The organism is Winslowiella sp. 2C04 (assembly GCF_050037805.1).
GTDB lineage: Bacteria > Pseudomonadota > Gammaproteobacteria > Enterobacterales > Enterobacteriaceae > Erwinia > Erwinia toletana_A.
This window is the reverse complement of record NZ_CP188300.1, coordinates 896,300-916,879: the sequence shown is the minus strand read 5'-3', so window position 1 is coordinate 916,879 and position 20,580 is coordinate 896,300. Positions and strand designations below refer to the sequence as shown.

The window sequence follows — 20,580 nt, the reverse complement described above, 5'->3', positions numbered from 1 at the left end:
AGCCTGTCTTTACTCACGGAACAGCGCTTCAATGCTCAGTCCTTGTGTCTGCAAAATCTCACGCAGACGACGCAGACCTTCAACCTGAATCTGACGTACACGTTCGCGGGTCAGTCCAATTTCACGACCCACATCTTCAAGCGTTGCCGCTTCATAGCCCAACAGGCCGAAACGACGAGCCAGTACTTCACGCTGCTTGGCGTTCAGTTCGAACAGCCATTTAACGATGCTTTGTTTCATATCATCGTCTTGCGTGGTGTCTTCCGGACCGTTGTCTTTCTCATCGGCCAGAATATCCAGCAGCGCTTTTTCAGAGTCACCGCCTAACGGTGTATCGACTGAAGTAATGCGTTCGTTGAGACGCAGCATACGGCTGACATCATCAACAGGTTTATCGAGCTGTTCAGCAATCTCTTCCGCACTCGGCTCATGATCAAGCTTGTGAGAAAGTTCGCGTGCTGTACGCAGATAAACATTCAGTTCTTTCACAATGTGAATCGGCAGACGGATGGTACGGGTTTGATTCATGATCGCCCGTTCAATAGTCTGTCGAATCCACCAGGTGGCGTACGTTGAGAAACGGAAACCTCTTTCCGGATCGAACTTCTCAACTGCGCGGATCAAACCGAGGTTACCTTCTTCAATCAGATCCAGCAGCGCCAGACCACGATTGCTGTAACGACGGGCAATCTTTACCACCAGACGTAAGTTACTTTCGATCATACGACGACGAGACGGAACGTCACCGCGAAGTGCACGGCGAGCGAAGAAAACTTCTTCTTCAGCCGTTAACAGCGGAGAATATCCGATCTCTCCTAAATAGAGCTGCGTCGCATCCAGGACTCTTTGTGTCGCACCCTGCGACATCAACTCTTCTTCAGCTAAGTCGTTATCACCAGGTTCGTTTCCGACAAGAGCCTTCTCGTCAAAAATCTCAGCTCCGTTCTCGTCGAATTCCGCGTCTTCGTGTAACTCGTTAACTTTCAGCGTATTCTGGCTCATAAGCGGCTCCTACCCGTGACTCCAGGGCAGAACATCATTTTCTCGGGTTCTGCCGGTTTATCGCTGCGGTAAATATCGCAACGGGTTGACGGATTTCCCCTTGTAACGAATTTCAAAATGCAATCTTACTGAACTGGTACCTGTGCTGCCCATCGTCGCAATCTTCTGACCCGCTTTCACTTCTTGTTGTTCACGGACCAGCATTGTGTCGTTGTGCGCATAGGCGCTCAGGTAATCATCATTATGTTTGATGATTATCAAATTACCGTAACCGCGAAGCGCATTACCTGCGTACACCACACGCCCAGGGGCAGTGGCCACGATCGGCTGTCCGCGCGACCCCGCAATATCGATTCCTTTGTTGCCACCTTCGGAAGCAGAGAAGTTGTCGATGATCTTACCATCAGTAGGCCAGCGCCAGGTTCCAACCGGAGTGGAACTGTTAGTGGTGCTACTGACTGTCGGAGCGGTAACCGGGGCTGTTGTCGTTGCAACAGTTGTTCCCGACGAAGGCAACATTTTGCCTCCATTTGATTTACCAGAGTCCTCAGAATACGTAATAACGGGTTGCTGTGCAACCGTTGGTGCTTTAATTTGCGTTGCAGTTGGTGGAGCCTGCACACCCGCCTGTGTTGCATCCGCCGCCGTAATGGCATTACCACCGGTAATCGGGGTACCGGAGCCGTTAGCCACCTGTAAAGTCTGGCCAACGTTGAGGCTGAAAGGCTCCGGCACATTATTGCGCTGGGCTAAATCACGGAAATCGTTGCCGGTAATCCAGGCGATATAGAACAACGTATCGCCACGTTTAACCGTGTAGGTATCCCCGTTATAACTTCCTTTGGGAATATTCCCATAAGCACGATTGTAGACGATACGACCATTCTGCGTCTGCACGTCGCTGGATGCGGCCATCGGCGTCGCTGGCGCGCTACCGGATATCATGCCACCACTGCTGGCGTTCTGGCTGCTCATGCCGGAGTTACTGCCTACGGAGCTGATGGGGGCCTGTGTTGAGTCGTTAGAGCAACCTGCCAACCAAAAACCAACAAGTGAAACGGCCGCAATACGGCTTAATTTAAAAACTGGGCTTCCCGTGCTCATTTATCCCCCGTGACGGCAAAACTGTGACCAATTATTGGCTTAAAACCGGGTGGCTCACGCAATGCGCGGCGTTTGCCCGGCATCTACAAGCTGGTAGATAACAATGGATACTAACAATATCAACCGCAGCGTGCCATTACGCAGTTGTGTATAAATACTGATAATAGTGGCTGGCACATAATTTTATGCCAAATCGCCCTTAACCAGCGGGACAAACCGCACCGCCTCGACGGTATCGACAACAAACTCATTCCCTTTACGCCGAATGCGCTTCAACGCCTGCTGCTCTTCCCCAACCGGCAACACCATAATGCCGCCTTCGTCGAGTTGTGACAGCAGTTCTGGCGGGATTTCCGGTGGGGCAGCGGTAACGATAATCGCATCAAAAGGCCCGCGTGACGGCCAGCCTTGCCAGCCATCACCGTGGCGGGTGGATACATTGTGTAAATCCAGCTGCTTAAGCCGGCGTTTCGCCTGCCACTGCAAGCCTTTTATCCGTTCAACCGAACAAACATGCTCTACCAGATGCGCAAGGATTGCCGTCTGATAGCCCGAGCCGGTGCCGATCTCCAGCACCCGGGAGGTCGGCGTCAGGTCAAGCAGCGCGGTCATTTTCGCTACCGTATAAGGCTGCGAAATGGTCTGGCCGGAACCTATCGGTAACGCCACGTTTTCCCAGGCTTTATGTTCAAAAGCCTCGTCGACAAAACGCTCACGCGGCACCTCTTCAATTGCCTTCAGCAAACGCTCATCGTCAATGCCCTGCTGGCGCAGCTGTGCCAGCAACGTATCAATACGCTTGCTCACCATTCCTTATTAACTCCGGCTTTGGTTATCCAGCTGGAGAGCACATCCTGCGCACCGTGCGCAGTTAAATCGACGTGCAGCGCGGTAACCGACACATAACCCGCATCGACCGCAGCAAAATCGGTATCCGGGCCAGCATCAAACTTATCGCCAGGCGGGCCGATCCAGTACAGGGTATTGCCGCGTGGATCCTGCTGCGGAATCACCTGATCGGAGGGATGACGGCTACCACAGCGCGTTACCCGAATACCTTTAATCTGATCGAGCGGCAGATCCGGCACATTGATATTCAGAATGCGTCCGGTACGCAGCGGCTCGCGCTGCAGTGCGCGCAGTATAGAACAGGTAATCGCCGCGGCAGTGTCATAATGCTGATGGCCATCCAGCGATACCGCCAGTGCCGGCAAGCCCAGATGGCGCCCTTCCATTGCCGCAGCAACGGTGCCTGAATAGATGACGTCATCGCCAAGGTTAGGCCCGGCATTGATGCCTGACACCACGATATCCGGCTTCGGCTGCATCAGCGCATTGACGCCAAGATAGACACAGTCGGTTGGCGTGCCCATCTGCACGGCAATATCACCGTTGGGGTAAGGAAAAGTGCGTAATGGTGTTTCCAGCGTCAGTGAGTTTGAGGCGCCGCTCCTGTTACGGTCGGGCGCCACAATCTGCACGTCAGCAAACTCGCGCAGGGCTTTGGCTAAAGCCTGAATGCCCGGCGCATGAATACCATCATCGTTACTCAGCAATATCCGCATCGTCACCTTCTTGTTCGAGGATTTCACGCACTACGCTGGTGGCAAAGCTACCGGCCGGCAGCCAGAAATTCAGCTCTACCGTAACATCATCCCACCAGTCCCAGCGAAGCTCGCGCGGGATAACCAACATCGCACGGCGTGCCGCTTCGACGCGTTCACGCTCAAGCAGTGTAATCAATTCTGCCTCTGCTGACAGGCACTGTTGTTCAAATGACAGCGCCGCATCACGGCTTCCCCATTCGCCGCTGCCCGGCAGCGGCGCGGTAATACGTAGCTCATTATTATCAACGCGCTGTTGCAGCGTCTCAAACTCAGCGTCTTCTGCCACAAACCAGCTACCGCGCCCCGTCAGCTGAAGTGCATCACCTGCCATGACTTTGCACAGCGAATGCTGCTGCGCCAGTCGCTGACTGACGACCTGATTAAACATGGCACTGCGCGCTGCTGACAACAAGAAACTGCGCTTATTGCGCTCACGCACGCGAATTTCGTCTGCCGCCCAGCGCCGGGCCAGCGTCAGGTTGTTACCCTCATGACCAAATCTTTGCAGGCCAAAATAGTTGGGTACACCCGCCTGAAGAATCTGTTCCAGCCGCTGTTCGACCGCATCACGATCGCTAATCTGACGCAGAATCAGTTTAAAAGCATTGCCCTGCAAAGCACCCGTACGCAGCTTGCGACGATGGCGCGCGCTTTCCAGCACTTCGCAACCTTCCAGCTGAAAGGTACTCATCACCGGCGTCTCTTTGCCCGGCAGGCGCAGGCAGAACCACTGCTCAGTCACCGCATGGCGATCTTTCATGCCAGCGAAACTCACGTCGCGGGGATGAATACCGGCAAATTTTGCCAGCGCTTCGGCAACAAAGCGGGTATTACAGCCGGTTTTACGCAGGCGCACCAGCAGCTGCTCGCCGTCACCATCCGGGGTATATCCCAGATCTTCAATGACCACAAAATCTTCGGGGTTAGCTTTCAGCTTACCGCGTGCCGCTGGCTTACCGTGCAACCGGCTCAGATTTAACATATCCATTAAGACTGCGCCTTTACCAGCAGCGCCACTGCTTCACAGGCGATACCTTCACCCCGCCCGGTAAAGCCCAGCTTTTCCGTGGTGGTCGCTTTCACGTTGACGTCATCCATATGGATACCCAGATCTTCTGCAATATTGATTCGCATCTGTGGAATATGCGGCAGCATTTTCGGTGCCTGAGCAATAATGGTCACATCGACATTACCGAGTCGATAGCCCTTTTGCTGAATTTTATTCCACGCCTCACGCAACAATTCGCGGCTGTCAGCGCCTTTAAACGCCGGATCGGTATCCGGAAACAGCTTGCCGATATCCCCCAGCGCCGCAGCGCCGAGCAGCGCATCCGTCAGCGCATGCAATACCACGTCACCGTCAGAGTGTGCCAGCAAACCTTTATCGTAAGGAATTCGCACGCCACCCATAATCAGCGGGCCTTCGCCACCAAAAGCATGGACATCAAAACCGTGACCGATACGCATTTTGCGCTCTCCTTAATTATTTGATTGAGTCAGATAGAACGCGGCCAGCGCCAAATCTTCCGGCCGCGTGACTTTAATATTATCACTGCGCCCGACCACCAGCTCAGGATGATAGCCGCAATACTCCAGCGCCGATGCTTCATCAGTGATGATTGCGCCTTCATTGAGCGCGCGCAGCAAACAGCCGCGCAGCAGATCAAGCGGGAAAAATTGTGGTGTTAACGCATGCCATAACGCTTCGCGATCGACAGTATGAGCAATCGCCGCTTTTGCCGGCTCCGCGCGTTTCATGGTATCGCGCACCGGCGCAGCGAGAATGCCACCTACGCGGCTGTGGGTCGCTATCGCCAGCAGGCGCGCCAGGTCGTCCGCATGCAGACAAGGTCGTGCGGCATCATGCACCAATACCCAGCCAGCGTTACCGGCAGCGTTGAGCCCGGCCAGTACCGATTCGGCGCGCTGATTCCCGCCGGTTACCGGGATAATACGCGGATCGTGCGCAATCGCCAGCTGCCGGAACTGCACATCTTCAGGGCTAAGCGCCACAATCACGCGCGTCACTGCCGGATGCGCCAGCAAGCTGGCAATACTGTGTTCGAGAATGGTTTGCTTGCCAATGGTCAGATACTGCTTCGGACACTCAGACAGCATGCGGCTGCCGATACCGGCCGCGGGAACCACGGCGATAACGTCCGGGAAGGAACCTGCAATGTTGGTCATTATTTATCGTTGTTGGTTTTGAGCAGCCTGTTGCGCGTTTCGTCTGTTTTGATCCGGCACCAGGCGATAGAAAGTCTCGCCGGGTTTAATCATTCCCAGCTCGCTACGTGCACGTTCTTCAATCGCTTCCGAACCGCCGTTTAAATCGTCGATTTCGGCAAAAAGCTGATCGTTGCGCGCTTTAAGTTTGGCGTTATTCGCCTGCTGCACCGCGACGTCGTCATTGACCCGCGTATAATCATGAATGCCGTTCTTGCCCAGCCAGAGCGAATATTGCAGCCAGCCTAACAGTACAAGTAACAGCAGCGTAAGTTTACCCATCCCGCCCCCTGAAAAACGGCTCAATCATCCCATAACTTTTCGCCCGACTCCACTACGCAGGCGAAATTGAACAGCTTTATCAGAGCTGCACTCAAACAGCGCTTGCCTGACCGCCAATGAAAATGTATTTTTATGCACTTAAAATGCATAATTAAGACTATTTTAAAATACCGGGAGCACATATGTTAAAAAGATTTGCACTGATCGGCACCCTGCTGGCGTTGCTGACCTCAGCCGCTCAGGCGGAAACCTGGGTCGTCGGTTCAGGGGGGACTTACCGCCCTTTCGAGTTTGAGAATAGTCAAAAACAGCTGGAAGGTTTTGATATCGATATAATTAAAGCGGTAGCTAAGGCGCAAAACGCTGAGGTCAAGCTGATCAATACCCCCTGGGAAGGCATTTTCGCTACCCTTGGCTCCGGCGATCGCGACATTATTATTTCCGGTATCACTATTACCGACAAACGTAAACAGATGGTGGATTTCTCCGCGCCCTACTTCCCGGCGGAGCAGTCTATCGTCGTGGCCAAAGATTCAAAAATTGACTCTCTTGAGGCACTGAAAAATGAAAAAGTCGGGGTGGTCAACTCCAGTACCGGCGATATCGTGGTTTCCGACGTGTTAGGCAAAAACAGCACCGCGATCAAACGCTTTGATAATACTCCACTGCTGCTGCAAGAGCTGTATGAAGAGGGTATCAGTGCCGCGGTCGGCGATGTCGGTGTGGTGAAGTACTACATCAAAACCCACCCGGAAAAACAGTTTAAGCTGGTATCTGACGCCAAATTTGAACGCCAGTACTTCGGTATCGCGGTAGCAAAGGGTAACGATGCACTGCGTGAAAAAATTAACGCTGGCCTGAAAACTATCATTGCCGATGGCACCTACGCCAGAATCTACAGCGCCTGGTTCGACAGCAACGTCCCCACTCTGCCCGCTGAATAACCCCTCTTTTTCGCCGCCGGGTGCGGCGAATTCTTTTTACAGGATTGTGGTATGACAGGATTTCGTTGGGAAATCATTCAGGAATATATGCCGCTGTTTATCGACGGCGCGATGATGACCCTGAAATGTACGTTGATCTGCGTGATCACCGGTACGCTCTGGGGTTTGACCCTCGGCCTGGGCCGGCTGGCACAGGCTCCGCATGGCCCGTGGAAATTTATTCTGCACTATTTTGTTCAGTGGCCGGTACGCATCTATATCAGTGCATTTCGCGGTACGCCGCTGTTTGTGCAGATTATGGTGGTGCACTTCGCCCTGATTCCGCTGTTTATTAATCCGCGCGATGGCTTACTGGTAACCAGCGGGCTGATGTCCTCTGACTTTGCCCGTACCTTACGTTCGGACTATGGCGCGTTTCTTTCCTGCATCGTGGCAATCACGCTGAATTCCGGTGCCTATGTGTCAGAGATTTTCCGCGCCGGCATTCAGTCAATCGATCGCGGTCAGATGGAAGCCTCGCGTTCACTGGGTATGCCGTATGGCAGCACCATGCGCAAGGTGATTTTGCCACAGGCGTTTCGTCGCATGCTGCCGCCGCTGGGCAATAATGCCATTGCGATTGTGAAAGACTCCTCGCTGGCTTCCGCCATCGGCCTCGCCGATCTGGCCTACGCCGCGCGTACCGTTTCCGGCGCCTATGCGACTTACTGGGAACCCTACCTGGTGATTTCAGTGATTTACTGGGTCTTTACTTTCCTGCTGTCGCTGTTGGTTCAATATATGGAAAAGAGGTTCGGCAAAAGTGATTCACGTTAATAATTTGCAGAAACAATTTGGCGATAATCTCGTACTGCGTGGCATCAGCTGCGATATTGATCCGCAAGAAGTGGTGTGCGTTATCGGTCCATCAGGCTCGGGAAAAAGTACTTTCCTGCGCTGCCTTAACGGGCTGGAAAGCATTGAGGGCGGCAGCGTTGAGGTCAACGGCTTTGCGGTGCACGATGTAAAAACCAATATTAACCAGCTGCGCGAATCGGTCGGCATGGTGTTCCAACGCTTCAATCTGTTCCCGCACATGACAGTGCTGGAAAACCTGATTATGGCGCCAATGGAGCTGCGTAAACTGTCGCGTAAGGTGGCGACTGAACAGGCGAAAGTGCTGCTGGCAAAAGTCGGGCTGAGCGATAAAATCGACGCCTGGCCAAACAGCCTGTCCGGGGGTCAGCAACAGCGCGTGGCAATTGCCAGGGCGCTGGCGATGGAGCCGAAAATCATGCTGTTTGATGAACCGACTTCGGCACTCGATCCTGAGCTGGTCGGTGAAGTGCTGGCGGTAATGAAAACTCTGGCGCAGGAAGGCATGACGATGGTGATTGTCACCCACGAGATGGCCTTTGCCCGCGAAGTCGCCGATCGGGTGATGTTTATCGATCAGGGCGTGATTCAGGAAATGGGTCATCCCGAACAACTGTTCACTGCCCCTGTTAACCCGCGTACCGCATCATTTCTCAGCAAAGTTTTGTAACGCAGCGGGAGCCGATAACGGCTCCCCTGTTACCATGATGCTAATTACCAGCCGGTAAGATACGAAAACACCAGCCAGAACAGGCACACCACCAGCAGCGTGGTCAGAATCAGCGTCCAGATTAAGCGCCCGCGCAGCAACAAAATCATGGCAATCCCCATTAATACCGAAACCGGCAGCAGAGCAAGGAAGAAAGGCCAGGTATAGAGGAAGAAAAACAGCGTATTGGAACCGTAGAGTACCAGGGGAATCGCCAGCGCAAACCAGTAAGCAACAAAGCCTATCACCCCACCGGGGAATGACCAGCTGTGCTCTTCAAGGTCAGATTCATCTTTTCGGGCAAGCATCGGGGTAACGTTCTGCATAAGTATCCTGTTGACGCGTTGTCGGCTCGCTCTCTGGCGTTAATAATCCTGAATCAGTCAGGTTGCAGGCAGATGGCGAACCAGCACACCTGCAACCTGAAACATAGCGGATCAGCCGTAGCTATCTCAGGACTTGATAATATCGCGACCACGCAGCAGGTCTAACAATTGCGCTATCAATTTTGTTACCAATTGTTCGCCATCAAGCTGAATTTCGGCCTGCTCCGGCGCTTCATATACCGCATCAATACCGGTGAAATTACGCAGCTCTCCGGCGCGGGCTTTTTTGTATAATCCCTTCGGATCGCGCGCTTCACAGATGGCTAACGGCGTATCGACGAACACTTCGATAAAACGCCCTTCACCAATCGTATCACGCACCATTTGACGCTCGGCGCGATGCGGAGAGATAAACGCCGTCAGCACCACCAGGCCCGCATCAACCATCAGTTTTGCCACTTCACCCACGCGACGGATATTCTCTTTGCGGTCATCATCGCTGAAGCCTAAATCGCGGCACAGTCCATGACGCACATTGTCACCGTCCAGCAGGTAAGTACGGACGCCCAACTGATGCAGCGCCTGTTCCAGCGCACCGGCCACCGTCGATTTACCCGAGCCTGAAAGCCCGGTAAACCATAACACCACGCCCTGATGACCATTTAACGACTCGCGCTCCGCACGCGTTACCGCGTGCGAATGCCAGATGACATTTTCATCATGTGTGGCGGCCATTTATTTGCCACCCAACAGGTCGCGTGCATTCCAGTGTGGGAAGTGGCGACGTACCAGCGCGTTTAACTCCAGTTCAAAGGCGCTGAATTCACCGCGGCTCTGCTGCACATCTTCCTGCGGCTGGCGAATCATTCCCGCACCGACGGTCACGTTGCTCAGGCGATCAATAAAGATCATCCCGCCGGTCACCGGATTTTGCTGATAGGCATCCAGCACCATCGGTTCATCAAAGGTCACATCAACCAGGCCAATACCATTAAGCGGCAGGTTTTCCACTTCGCGCTGTGTCAGGCTGTTAATCTCGACCTGATGCTGAATGTTTTCGATACGCGCACGGGTTTTCTTACCGGCGATTTTGACATCGTAACTCTGACCCGGGGTTAGCGGCTGTTCCGCCATCCACACCACATCAATGGATGCGCCCTGCACCGCTTTCAGCGTGGCATCGGCTTCCACCAGCAAATCGCCACGGCTGATATCAATCTCATCTTTGAGAACCAGCGTCAGCGCTTCACCGGCTGCGGCCTGTTGTAAATCGCCATCAAAGGTCACAATGCGGGCAATCGAAGATTCAACGCCTGATGGCAGCACTTTTACCCGCTGACCAACGCGTACCGTACCTGATGCCAGCGTACCGGCATAACCACGGAAATCGAGATTAGGACGATTCACATACTGCACCGGGAAACGCATCGGCTGCTGCTCAACCACGCGCTGCACCTCGACGGTTTCCAGCACATCCAGCAGCGTCGGGCCGCTATACCAGTTCATCTCAGCGCTCGGCGTCGCGACATTTTCGCCTTCCAGCGCCGACAGCGGCACAAAGCGGATATCCAGGTCTTCCGGCAGCTGCTCAGCAAAATCCAGATAATCCTGTTTAATCTGCTCAAACGTTTCCTGCTTATAGTCGACCAGATCCATTTTATTGATCGCCACCACCAGATGTTTAATTCCCAGCAGCGTGGAGATAAAGCTGTGACGACGAGTTTGGTCCAGCACGCCTTTACGCGCATCGATCAGCAGAATCGCCAGATCGCAGGTTGAGGCACCGGTAGCCATATTGCGCGTGTACTGCTCATGGCCCGGGGTATCGGCAATAATAAATTTGCGCTTCTCGGTGGAGAAATAGCGATACGCCACATCGATAGTGATGCCCTGTTCACGCTCGGCCTGCAAACCATCAACCAGCAGCGCCAGGTCAAGTTTTTCGCCCTGCGTACCGTGACGTTTGCTGTCGTTATGCAGCGAAGAGAGCTGATCTTCATAGATCTGACGGGTATCGTGCAGCAGTCGGCCAATCAGCGTACTTTTACCGTCGTCGACGCTGCCGCAGGTCAGAAAACGCAGCAGACTTTTATGTTGCTGCGCGTGCAGCCAGGCTTCTACGCCACCCTGATCGGCAATTTGTTGTGCAATAACGTTATTCATTTGGCGGCTCCTTAGAAATAACCCTGGCGTTTCTTCAGCTCCATCGAGCCGGCCTGGTCGCGGTCAATCATGCGCCCCTGACGTTCGCTGGTGGTGGATACCAGCATCTCTTCGATAATCTCCGGCAGCGTTTGCGCTTCAGATTCAACCGCACCGGTCAGCGGCCAGCAGCCCAGGGTACGGAAACGCACCATACGCTGCTCGATCACTTCACCAGGTTGCAGATCGATACGGTCATCGTCGATCATCATCAGCATGCCATCACGTTCCAGCACCGGACGAGGTGCCGCCAGATACAGCGGAACGATCTCGATGTTTTCCAGGAAGATATATTGCCAGATATCCAGTTCGGTCCAGTTCGACAGCGGGAAAACGCGGATGCTTTCGCCTTTGTTGATCTGGCCGTTGTAGTTGTGCCACAGCTCCGGGCGCTGGTTCTTCGGATCCCAGCGGTGAAAACGGTCACGGAATGAATAGATACGCTCTTTCGCACGCGACTTCTCTTCATCACGGCGAGCACCGCCAAACGCAGCATCAAAGCCCCATTTATTTAGCGCCTGCTTCAGACCTTCGGTCTTCATAATATCGGTGTGCTTGGCACTGCCGTGGACAAACGGGTTAATCCCCATTGCCACCCCTTCCGGGTTACGGTGAACCAGCAGTTCAGCGCCGATATTTTTAACCATGCGGTCGCGAAATTCGTACATTTCGCGGAATTTCCAGCCGGTATCAACATGCAGCAGCGGAAACGGCAGGGTTCCCGGATAGAAGGCTTTACGCGCCAGGTGCAGCATCACAGAAGAATCTTTGCCGATGGAGTACATCATCACCGGGTTAGCAAACTCCGCCGCCACTTCGCGGATGATATGGATACTCTCCGCCTCCAGTTGACGCAAATGGGTGAGTCGTTTTTGATCCATAATCTTTCCTCAAGCCAAATTCACAACGGCGGACTCACGTCCGGCCTGCTGTGCTGAATGTTGAAACCAGGCCAGCTGCGCGTGCAGATTGACGACTTCGCCAATCACCAACAGCGCTGGCGTTGGGGCGCGTTGCGCCAGTTCTTCGAGATGTTCCAGCGTACCGGTTAATACCTGCTGATCCTGACGGGTGCCGCGGCCAATGACCGCCACCGGGGTGCTGGCGTCACGGCCATGAGCAATCAGCTGCTGACTAATTTCCGCCGCTTTTACCGTTCCCATATAGATCGCCAGCGTCTGACGCGCACGCGCCAGTGAAGGCCAGTCGATACCCTCGCCGTCGGGACGGCAGTGGCCGGTAATAAACAGCACGCTCTGCGCGTAATCACGATGTGTTAACGGGATACCAGCGTAAGCGGTAGCGCCGGCTGCGGCTGTAATTCCTGGCACCACCTGAAACGGAATGCCCGCTTGCTGCGCGGCCTGTAACTCTTCACCACCGCGACCGAAAATAAACGGATCGCCGCCTTTTAACCGCACCACCCGTTTACCTTTTTGCGCCAGCGTCACCAGCAGGCGATTGGTCTCTTCCTGCGGCACCGAATGCGCTCCGGCACGTTTACCCACGCAGATCCTGTCGGCATCGCGGCGCACCAGATCCAAAATTTCGTCACTGACCAGATGGTCATACAGCACCACATCGGCCAGCTGCATCACCTGCAAACCGCGCAATGTCAGCAGACCAGAGTCACCCGGCCCGGCGCCCACCAGAATAATTTCCCCCTGCGCCTGCTCGGGGTTATCCAACTGACTGTCCAGCGTCTGCCGGGCACCCTGCACGTTACCGGCAGCCACCTGGCTGGCGAACAGGCCATTAAAGGCACGTTCCCAGAAACGACGGCGATCTGACATCTTGCTAAAGCGCTGTTTAACCTTGTCGCGCCACTGACCGGCAATGTCTGCCATCTGCCCGAGATTGGCCGGTAACAGCGTTTCCAGTTTTTCGCGCAGCAAACGGGCCAGCACCGGAGCGGTGCCGCTGGAGGAGATCGCGACGACCAGCGGTGAACGGTCGACAATCGAGGGGAAGATAAAGGAGCATTTTGGCTGGTCGTCCACCACGTTCGCCAGCAGATGGCGTTGACTGGCCGCTTCAAATACCCGGGCATTCAGCGCACTGTCATCAGTGGCGGCAATCACCAGAAACACGCTATCAAGCTGTGTCTCGTCAAAAGAGGTCGCCAGCCATTCAAGCTGGTCGTGGTCGGCCAGCGCCTGAAGTTCTTCACACAGCTCGCGAGCAGCAATCTGCACCCGCGCCCCGGCACGACGCAGTAATTCAATTTTGCGCGCCGCAATATCACCACCGCCTACCACCAGAACCGGTTTAGACTTGAGATCGGCAAAAATCGGAAGATAGTCCACGTCGACCTTATATGAAATAACAGAAAGTTAACGCGACTATACGTCTGCAGGTTCGGGCAGATGAAATTACTAATTGGAATGAGTAGTTACCTAATGGAATAACGAACCGGCTAAGCTGAGAACAAAATGTGCTTAACGGATGATATTTAGGGCGTTTCAGAGCGAATGAAATTGTCTAACGGCGATCACAATTTCATAATATTGCAGCAAAAAAATTTCGCTCGCGCTATGGCATGACGCCTAAGGATTCTGAAATGTTTTCCACCCTCCGCCTGAGAGTGCTGGCCTCGCTACTCAGTTGCGGCATCACATTACCGGTCATGGCGGCACAGCCCGCTATCGGCAAGTTTGCTGAACAGCAGTTGCGCAATATTGCTACCCTTTTTCCTGGCCGCATGGTCGGAAGCCCGGCCGAGTTGTTGACCGCTGACTATTTGCAGCAGCAGTTCAGCGATATGGGCTATCACAGCGACAAACGGGATTTTAATACCCGTTATCAATACCAGCATAAAGATGGCAGTACCAGCTGGCGTCAGGTTACCGGAAGTTCGGTGATTGCCGCACGCCCGGGCAAAGCGCCACAGGAGATCCTGATCGTTGCCCATCTTGATACCTGGAGCCCGCTAAGCGACAGCGATGTCGAAAACAATCTTGGCGGCTTACGCTTACAGGGAGCGGATGATAACGCCGCCGGCCTGGGCGTAATGCTTGAGCTGGCACAGCGACTCAGCAGCCAGCCGCTGCACTATGGCATTCGCTTTGTTGCCTTGAGCGGCGAAGAGATTGGTCATCGGGGCAGCGAAGATTACCTCGCGCGAATGAAAGCCAACGAGAAACAGCATACTTTGCTGGTGATTAATCTCGACAGTCTGCTGGTGGGCGATAAGCTCTACTTTAACAGCGGCAGCAATACTCCGGCAGCGGTAGCACGTCAGACCCGCGACCGTGCGCTGGCGATTGCTCATCGTTACGGCATCAACGCCAGCAGCCACCCGCTAAACAAGCCAGCCGATCCGTTCGACAGCGCTGGTTTTCCACTGCTTAGCGTGCGTGCGGCAAACTGGAAACTGGGCCATCAGGATGGCAGTCAGCAGCGCAGTAAGTCACCGCACTTCCCGGAGGGTATTAGCCGCCATCAAACCGAGCGTGATAACCTCAGCTATATCGATCGCTGGTTGCCTGGGCGTATCGCGCTACGCAGCCGCGACAGCGTAAAAATTCTGCTGCCGTTAATTACCGAACTGGCTAATCCGGCCGAAAAAAAGGAGCCGTAATGTATATCGTTTATCTGAACTATCATCGCCCGGTTGAAGAAGTTGAAGCCCTGCTGGAACCCCATATTCAGTGGCTTGATCGCTACTTCGACGCCGGGGTGTTTATTGCGGCGGGTCGCAAAGATCCGCGCACCGGCGGAATGATCATGGTGAAAGATATCGATCGCCAGCGGCTGGAAACCATTCTGGCTGAAGATCCGTTTGTCGCGGTGGCTCATTACGAGGTGACAAAAGTGAATGTGACGCGAGCGGCTGCGGCATTTAGCGGACTGGTGGCCAGCTGACTCGCTGAGGATACGGGCGGCCTGACTTCCTGCCTCCGCCCGTGAAAGTCTGTCAGTTACTACGATTGAGAATTTTCTGTAACTCGGCGCGCTGGATGCTGTTCAGCGCTTCGTCTCTGACGCAACAGCGGTCGCAGTAGTGACGCGCATGTTCCGCGGTCCAGCACCAGGCCTGTTCCCGCTTCATCCGCTCCACTAGTTTGCTGTAAAGATGATTGATATTCATCGATTTCAGCACTTCTCTCAGGCTCAGATGCTTATGCGGCGATAGCTGCTTTCTTAAAAAAGCCAGCGTCGGTTTCACATCTGCCCGCAGCAATGCCGTCGGTTTATTCTGGTATGCCGGATGCAGGCGGCTCTCCCCCACCTGCTTAAAGAACAGCACATCACGATAAAAACGCGCCTTGCGCGCTTCAACCTGAATAAACAAGGTATCGATACGCTGGAAAAATACGGCATACAGAATAATCCACGCGTACAGCTCACGCAGAACGCCGCCGCCACGATAACTCTCATCAATACATAACGAGCCAATCTCTGCGGTGCGCTCCGGACAGCAGCCAGACTGGTCAATTTCCCTGGCAAACACTTTTTCAGCAGGCAGCCCTTGCCCGCTCTGTTTAATCAGCGCAATGGTTCCAATCACATCTTCATCGACTTTAGCCAGAAACAGCCGGTTAGCTGCCGTGAAAAACCAGGGAGAAAAAAGCATATTACCGGGTTGGGCAGTAACCAGACCCAATTTCAGATACGCAGCATGTAATTTGCTCATGCCGGTAAAAAAATCCTGCAGAGTACCGACCTGCTGGATATCAATTTCGTCAGATGAATACGGTTTACCAAAACGCAGTGAATTCTTCAGAACTGAAGATGGATCGTTGATTGATCCAGACAACATCAGGTCTTTATCTGACACCAGAGTATCTCCTTGCTGAGTGAGTAAAATGTCACCCAACAAGGATTGATCGATAAGTTTAATTAAACAATGGAATGGCAAAAAATTAATGAAACCGTGATACCACACACAATTATTAATAAACACGGCTAAACTACATGGAGATAAGTTTAGTTAAATTTATCATTAACCTTCATGCAAGCCGCATTCACGCTTCAGGCCGAAGAAGCGAGTTTCTTCCTCTGCCATACCGGGTTCCCATTTACGCGTGGTGTGGGTATCGCCGACCGACAGATAGCCCTGGTCCCACAGCGGATGATAGCTGAGGCCATGCTGCTGTAAATATTGATAAACCTGGCGATTGTCCCAGTCGATAATCGGCAAGAACTTAAATACCCCACGCTGAATCGCCAACACCGGTAAATGTGCGCGACTGCCGGATTGATCGCGGCGTAAACCGGCAAACCACGTCTGGCCGCCGAGCGTTTGCAGCGCACGATTCATCGGTTCAACCTTATTAATCAGATTGTACTTTTCGATGCCTTCAACGCCCTGCTCCCACAGTTTACCGTAGCGCGCTTCCTGCCACGCCGCTGACTGCCCGGCGCGAAACACTTGCAGATTCAAATCCAGCTTCTCAGTCAACGTGTCGATAAACTGATAAGTCTCAGGAAACAGATAGCCGGTATCGGTCAGAATGACCGGGATATCCGGCTGCTGACGAGTGACCAAATGCAATGAGACCGCAGCCTGAATACCAAAACTGGAAGAGAGAACAAAATCACCCGGCAGATTTTCCAGTGCCCAACTGACGCGCTCCTGTGCGGAGAGTTTATCCAGCTGATTATTCACTTCTGCCAGCGCCATTACGCGCTCTACTTTTGGTAATTCACGCAATGTTGCGAGATCGAGTACCGACATATCGCCTCCGTTATTCCCAGAAATCACGCGCCGGATCGAGAACCGCTTTTACCACGCCAGCACGGATAGTGAAGTCGCCAAAACCTTCATCGGCTTCACGCTCTTTTGCCCAACGGCCAACCAGCTCATCAATGCTCGCCAGAATCTCATCTTCTGTGATGTTCTCGCGATACATGCGCGGAATACGCGTGCCGATGCGGTTACCCCCTAAATGCAGGTTATAACGCCCCGGCGCTTTACCGACCAGACCAATTTCAGCCAGCATGGCACGTCCGCAGCCGTTCGGACAACCGGTTACGCGTAGCACTATGTGCTCTTCGCCAACGCCGTGCTTATTCATCAGGCCTTCGACCCGGGTCACAAATTCAGGCAGGAAGCGTTCGGCTTCCGCCATTGCCAGTGGGCAGGTCGGGAATGAGACACAGGCCATTGAGTTTTCACGCTGGGCGGTGACGCTTTCCATCAGCCCCGAGGCGCGGGCAATCTGTTCGATCTTGTCTTTATCGGCTTCCGGCACCCCAGCAACAATCAGGTTCTGGTTAGCGGTCAGTCGGAAATCACCCTGATGAATTCGCGCAATCTCAGCTACGCCGGATTTCAGTGGACGACCTGGATAGTCCATCAGACGACCATTTTCAATAAATAGCGTCAGATGCCATTTATTATCGATGCCTTTCACCCAGCCAAAACGATCGCCACGGGTGGTAAATTCGTACGGGCGAATCGGTTCGAAAGTGATACCGGCCCGGCGCTCCACTTCCTGTTTGAAGGTTTCAACGCCAACACGCTCAAGGGTATATTTGGTTTTGGCATTTTTACGATCGGTACGGTTACCCCAGTCTCGCTGAGTGGTCACCACCGCTTCCGCTACCGCCAGCGTTTTATCCAGCGGCAGATAACCAAATTCGCTGGCAGTGCGCGCGTAAGTGGCTTTATTACCGTGCTCAATCGACAAACCGCCACCGACCAGCAGGTTAAAGCCCACCAGCTTGCCGTTCTCGGCAATAGCGATAAAGTTCAAGTCGTTGGCGTGCAGATCAACGTCATTATGCGGCGGTACCACCACGGTAGTTTTAAACTTACGCGGCAGATAGGTTTCACCAAGAATCGGTTCCTGATCGGTGGTGGCAACTTTCTCTCTATCCAGCCAGATTTCGGCATACGCCCGCGTCTGCGGCAGCAAATGCTCAGAAAGTTTCTTTGCCCACTCATAGGCTTCCTGATGCAGCTCAGACTCAACCGGGTTCGACGAGCAGAGCACGTTGCGGTTAACGTCGTTGGCCGTTGCCAGCGCATCAAGCCCCACCTCGTGCAGCATCTGGTGAGCCGGCTTGACATTACCCTTGAGGATGCCGTGAAACTGGAAGGTCTGACGGTTAGTCAGGCGCACGCTGCCGTAAAGGGTATTGTCGGTGGCAAATTTTTCAATTGCCAGCCACTGAGTTGGCGTGATGATACCGCCCGGCAAGCGGCAGCGCAGCATCATCGCATGACGCGGCTCCAGTTTCTGCTCGGCGCGCTCGGCGCGAATATCGCGGTCATCCTGCTGGTACATACCGTGAAAACGGATCAGCAGAAAGTTATCGCCTTTAAAGCCACCGGTCAGGCCATCATCGAGATCTTCAGTGATGGTGCCACGCAAATAGTTGCTCTGTTTTTTCAGGCGCTCTGCGTCGGTTAGCTTGCCTTCAACGACCAGCGGTCCAGGATGTTTTTCGCTCATTAGTAAACGTCTCGCTGATAACGGCGCTCAATGCGCAGCTCACTTAAAAATTCGTCAGCCGTTTCGGTGTCCATGCCACCGTGTTCGGCTACCACTTCCAGTAATGCCTGCTCAACGTCTTTTGCCATACGATTGGCATCGCCGCAGACGTAAATGTGGGCACCTTCCTCAATCCAGCGCCACACTTCCGCACCTTTCGCACGGATTTTATCTTGTACGTATATTTTATGCTGCTGGTCACGGGACCAGGCTAAATCGATATTGGTCAGCAGGCCATCTTTGACAAAGCGCTGCCACTCAACCTGATACAGGAAATCATCGGTGAAATGAGGATTGCCAAAGAACAACCAGTTTTTGCCGCCGGCAGCATCATTATCACGCTGCTGCATAAAGGCGCGGAATGGCGCAATACCGGTGCCCGGGCCAATCATAATTACCGGAGTTTCCGGATTGGCAGGCAGACGGAAATTATCGTTGTGTTCGATAAACACCCGGATCTCAGCATCTTCTTCCAGCCGATCGGCCAGATAGCTCGATGCACCACCGGCACGTGGACGGCCATCAATTTCATAACGCACCGCACCGACGGTGATATGCACTTCATTCTCAGTTTCCGCCTGCGACGAGGCAATGGAGTAGAGGCGTGGCGTCAGCGGACGCAGTAATTCCGTCAGCTGTTCGGCATGCAGCTCAGTGGGCGCCTGGCGCGCCATATCGACAATTGGCGTGTTCTGCGCGTAGTGCTGAAGCTGCGCTTTATCGGCAACCAACGCCAGTAAAGCTTCATTACGTGACAAATGAGCAAAGCGCTCGACAATCTGCGGCGTATTGACCGTCAATTCGAAGTGCTTCTGCAACGCTTCGGACAGTGGCAAGGTACTGCCATTCACCTCAACGCTTTCGTCACCCTTTAACCACAGCAGTTCTGTCAGCTCCTGCACCAGCGCTGGATCGTTTTCAAACCAGACGCCCAGCGCATCACCCGGCTGATAGCGCAGCCCGGAATCACCTAAATCGATTTCAATATGGCGCACGTCTTTATCCGAGTCGCGGCCGGTGATTTTCTGGTTGACGGCAAAGCTGGCGGTCAGCGGTTGCTCTTTGGTATACGGGCTGGAGTGCACTTCATTTACACTGCCCGCCGCGGTTGCTGCGGCCTGAGCCGGTGATTCACTCGGCACGCGCGCTTTAAGAATCTCAACAATCTGCTTACGCCACTGCTCAGCATCGGCAGCGTACTCAACGTCAGCATCGACGCGCGCCAGCAGCCGATCGCCGCCCAGCTCAGCCAGCTTGCCGTCAAAATCTTTACCGGCCTGACTAAAGAACTCGTAAGAAGTATCACCCAGACCAAATACTGCAAACGCGGTATCGTTAAGTTTCGGCGCTTTCTTCGACATCAGGAATTTATGCAGCGCAACCGCTTCTTCCGGTGGCTCGCCCTCGCCCTGGGTAGACGTCACGACCACCAGCAGTTTTTCCTGGGCGATTTGCTTGAACTTATAGTCACCGGCATTCACCAGATTAACGTTCAGTTTGGCCGCCAGTAAATCGTCTCGCAGCTGTTCTGACAGGCGACGGGCATTACCGGTTTGCGAAGCGGAAAGCAGGGTGATTGCCGGCACGTCAACCGGCGCAGGCGCGCTGACCACAGCACTACCCGGAGTCTGATTGACCATCCCCCAAAAATAACCTGAGAGCCATGCGAGCTGCGTGGTAGAAAAATCACCTGTCGCCGCCTGCAAGCGCGCGAGTTGCTCCGGGTTTAGCGGAAGCAGAGAACTTGGGGGAGCCTGAGTCGTCATTGCGTTGAGAATTCCAGTATCAGTGGTCCGGGACATATGAATGGGGGTAGGTTACCGATCAGCATAATAACCATTAAATAAGGGTTAGAAATAATAAATAACCAAAATGACTAAA

Annotated in this window: 22 protein-coding genes; 5 read left to right on the top strand and 17 right to left on the bottom strand. The window is 53.8% G+C overall.

The window, feature by feature from the left end:
* Positions 1 to 9: 9 nt before the first annotated feature.
* From rpoS to ftsB, 8 genes are all read right to left on the bottom strand, one after another.
* On the bottom strand, positions 10 to 1,002 hold the full coding sequence (gene rpoS, locus ACP3TC_RS03935) for an RNA polymerase sigma factor RpoS (protein WP_426817556.1): 993 nt from the start codon (positions 1,000 to 1,002) through the stop codon (positions 10 to 12).
* A 57-nt stretch (positions 1,003 to 1,059) separates the two neighbouring features.
* Positions 1,060 to 2,106 (bottom strand): murein hydrolase activator NlpD, encoded by a 1,047-nt coding sequence (gene nlpD, locus ACP3TC_RS03930; protein ID WP_313853427.1) that lies wholly within the window; start codon positions 2,104 to 2,106, stop codon positions 1,060 to 1,062.
* A 183-nt stretch (positions 2,107 to 2,289) separates the two neighbouring features.
* Complete coding sequence (locus ACP3TC_RS03925) at positions 2,290 to 2,916, bottom strand: protein-L-isoaspartate(D-aspartate) O-methyltransferase (protein WP_426817555.1); 627 nt, start codon at positions 2,914 to 2,916, stop codon at positions 2,290 to 2,292.
* Positions 2,910 to 3,671, bottom strand: coding sequence for a 5'/3'-nucleotidase SurE (gene surE / locus ACP3TC_RS03920; protein WP_313853430.1), 762 nt, complete (start codon positions 3,669 to 3,671; stop codon positions 2,910 to 2,912). The genes ACP3TC_RS03925 and surE overlap by 7 nt, the downstream gene beginning before the upstream one ends.
* Positions 3,652 to 4,701, bottom strand: coding sequence for a tRNA pseudouridine(13) synthase TruD (truD, locus tag ACP3TC_RS03915; protein ID WP_313853431.1), 1,050 nt, complete (start codon positions 4,699 to 4,701; stop codon positions 3,652 to 3,654). Before truD ends, surE begins: the two co-directional genes overlap by 20 nt.
* The gene (ispF, locus tag ACP3TC_RS03910) at positions 4,701 to 5,180 is read right to left on the bottom strand and encodes a 2-C-methyl-D-erythritol 2,4-cyclodiphosphate synthase (protein ID WP_313853432.1); all 480 of its coding nucleotides are present in this window, start codon (positions 5,178 to 5,180) and stop codon (positions 4,701 to 4,703) included. Before ispF ends, truD begins: the two co-directional genes overlap by 1 nt.
* A gap of 12 nt (positions 5,181 to 5,192) precedes the next feature.
* Positions 5,193 to 5,900 (bottom strand): 2-C-methyl-D-erythritol 4-phosphate cytidylyltransferase, encoded by a 708-nt coding sequence (gene ispD, locus ACP3TC_RS03905; RefSeq protein ID WP_313853433.1) that lies wholly within the window; start codon positions 5,898 to 5,900, stop codon positions 5,193 to 5,195.
* A 3-nt stretch (positions 5,901 to 5,903) separates the two neighbouring features.
* Positions 5,904 to 6,221 carry a cell division protein FtsB gene (ftsB, locus tag ACP3TC_RS03900; RefSeq protein ID WP_017803635.1) on the bottom strand — a complete coding sequence of 106 codons (318 nt, stop codon included), beginning with the start codon at positions 6,219 to 6,221 and terminating at the stop codon, positions 5,904 to 5,906.
* Between the two features lie 182 nt (positions 6,222 to 6,403).
* Here ftsB and ACP3TC_RS03895 point away from each other — a divergent pair, with 182 nt between their 5' ends.
* From ACP3TC_RS03895 to ACP3TC_RS03885, 3 genes are read left to right on the top strand one after another with little or no spacing between them, the layout of a single operon-like run.
* Positions 6,404 to 7,165, top strand: coding sequence for a basic amino acid ABC transporter substrate-binding protein (locus ACP3TC_RS03895; protein ID WP_313853434.1), 762 nt, complete (start codon positions 6,404 to 6,406; stop codon positions 7,163 to 7,165).
* A gap of 51 nt (positions 7,166 to 7,216) precedes the next feature.
* Positions 7,217 to 7,981 (top strand): amino acid ABC transporter permease, encoded by a 765-nt coding sequence (locus ACP3TC_RS03890; RefSeq protein WP_313853436.1) that lies wholly within the window; start codon positions 7,217 to 7,219, stop codon positions 7,979 to 7,981.
* On the top strand, positions 7,968 to 8,690 hold the full coding sequence (locus tag ACP3TC_RS03885) for an amino acid ABC transporter ATP-binding protein (RefSeq protein ID WP_313853437.1): 723 nt from the start codon (positions 7,968 to 7,970) through the stop codon (positions 8,688 to 8,690). Before ACP3TC_RS03890 ends, ACP3TC_RS03885 begins: the two co-directional genes overlap by 14 nt.
* A 44-nt stretch (positions 8,691 to 8,734) precedes the next feature.
* Here ACP3TC_RS03885 and ACP3TC_RS03880 read toward each other — a convergent pair whose 3' ends face one another.
* From ACP3TC_RS03880 to cysG, 5 genes are all read right to left on the bottom strand, one after another.
* Entirely contained in the window at positions 8,735 to 9,055 is a 321-nt protein-coding gene (locus ACP3TC_RS03880; RefSeq protein WP_313853438.1) for a DUF3561 family protein, read from the bottom strand.
* Positions 9,056 to 9,181: 126 nt separating this feature from the next.
* Complete coding sequence (gene cysC / locus ACP3TC_RS03875) at positions 9,182 to 9,790, bottom strand: adenylyl-sulfate kinase (RefSeq protein ID WP_313853439.1); 609 nt, start codon at positions 9,788 to 9,790, stop codon at positions 9,182 to 9,184.
* Entirely contained in the window at positions 9,791 to 11,218 is a 1,428-nt protein-coding gene (gene cysN / locus ACP3TC_RS03870; protein ID WP_313853441.1) for a sulfate adenylyltransferase subunit CysN, read from the bottom strand. It lies immediately after the preceding gene.
* Positions 11,219 to 11,229: 11 nt separating this feature from the next.
* The gene (gene cysD / locus ACP3TC_RS03865; protein ID WP_313853442.1) at positions 11,230 to 12,138 is read right to left on the bottom strand and encodes a sulfate adenylyltransferase subunit CysD; all 909 of its coding nucleotides are present in this window, start codon (positions 12,136 to 12,138) and stop codon (positions 11,230 to 11,232) included.
* A 9-nt stretch (positions 12,139 to 12,147) separates the two neighbouring features.
* Complete coding sequence (cysG, locus tag ACP3TC_RS03860) at positions 12,148 to 13,563, bottom strand: siroheme synthase CysG (RefSeq protein WP_313853443.1); 1,416 nt, start codon at positions 13,561 to 13,563, stop codon at positions 12,148 to 12,150.
* A gap of 254 nt (positions 13,564 to 13,817) precedes the next feature.
* On the opposite strand from cysG, the gene ACP3TC_RS03855 reads away from it, so the two are divergent.
* Complete coding sequence (locus tag ACP3TC_RS03855; RefSeq protein WP_313853444.1) at positions 13,818 to 14,837, top strand: aminopeptidase; 1,020 nt, start codon at positions 13,818 to 13,820, stop codon at positions 14,835 to 14,837.
* On the top strand, positions 14,837 to 15,121 hold the full coding sequence (locus ACP3TC_RS03850) for a YciI family protein (RefSeq protein ID WP_313853445.1): 285 nt from the start codon (positions 14,837 to 14,839) through the stop codon (positions 15,119 to 15,121). Before ACP3TC_RS03855 ends, ACP3TC_RS03850 begins: the two co-directional genes overlap by 1 nt.
* A gap of 52 nt (positions 15,122 to 15,173) precedes the next feature.
* On the opposite strand, the gene ACP3TC_RS03845 is transcribed toward ACP3TC_RS03850, so the two are convergent.
* The 4 genes from ACP3TC_RS03845 to cysJ all read right to left on the bottom strand — a co-directional run bounded on the left by ACP3TC_RS03845 (position 15,174) and on the right by cysJ (position 20,465).
* Positions 15,174 to 16,037 carry a GNAT family N-acetyltransferase gene (locus ACP3TC_RS03845; protein ID WP_426817554.1) on the bottom strand — a complete coding sequence of 288 codons (864 nt, stop codon included), beginning with the start codon at positions 16,035 to 16,037 and terminating at the stop codon, positions 15,174 to 15,176.
* A gap of 165 nt (positions 16,038 to 16,202) precedes the next feature.
* The gene (locus ACP3TC_RS03840) at positions 16,203 to 16,937 is read right to left on the bottom strand and encodes a phosphoadenylyl-sulfate reductase (protein ID WP_313853447.1); all 735 of its coding nucleotides are present in this window, start codon (positions 16,935 to 16,937) and stop codon (positions 16,203 to 16,205) included.
* A gap of 10 nt (positions 16,938 to 16,947) precedes the next feature.
* On the bottom strand, positions 16,948 to 18,660 hold the full coding sequence (gene cysI, locus ACP3TC_RS03835) for an assimilatory sulfite reductase (NADPH) hemoprotein subunit (RefSeq protein ID WP_426817553.1): 1,713 nt from the start codon (positions 18,658 to 18,660) through the stop codon (positions 16,948 to 16,950).
* Positions 18,660 to 20,465, bottom strand: a complete 1,806-nt coding sequence (cysJ, locus tag ACP3TC_RS03830; RefSeq protein ID WP_313853449.1) for an NADPH-dependent assimilatory sulfite reductase flavoprotein subunit — start codon at positions 20,463 to 20,465, stop codon at positions 18,660 to 18,662. Before cysJ ends, cysI begins: the two co-directional genes overlap by 1 nt.
* Positions 20,466 to 20,580 lie beyond the last annotated feature (115 nt).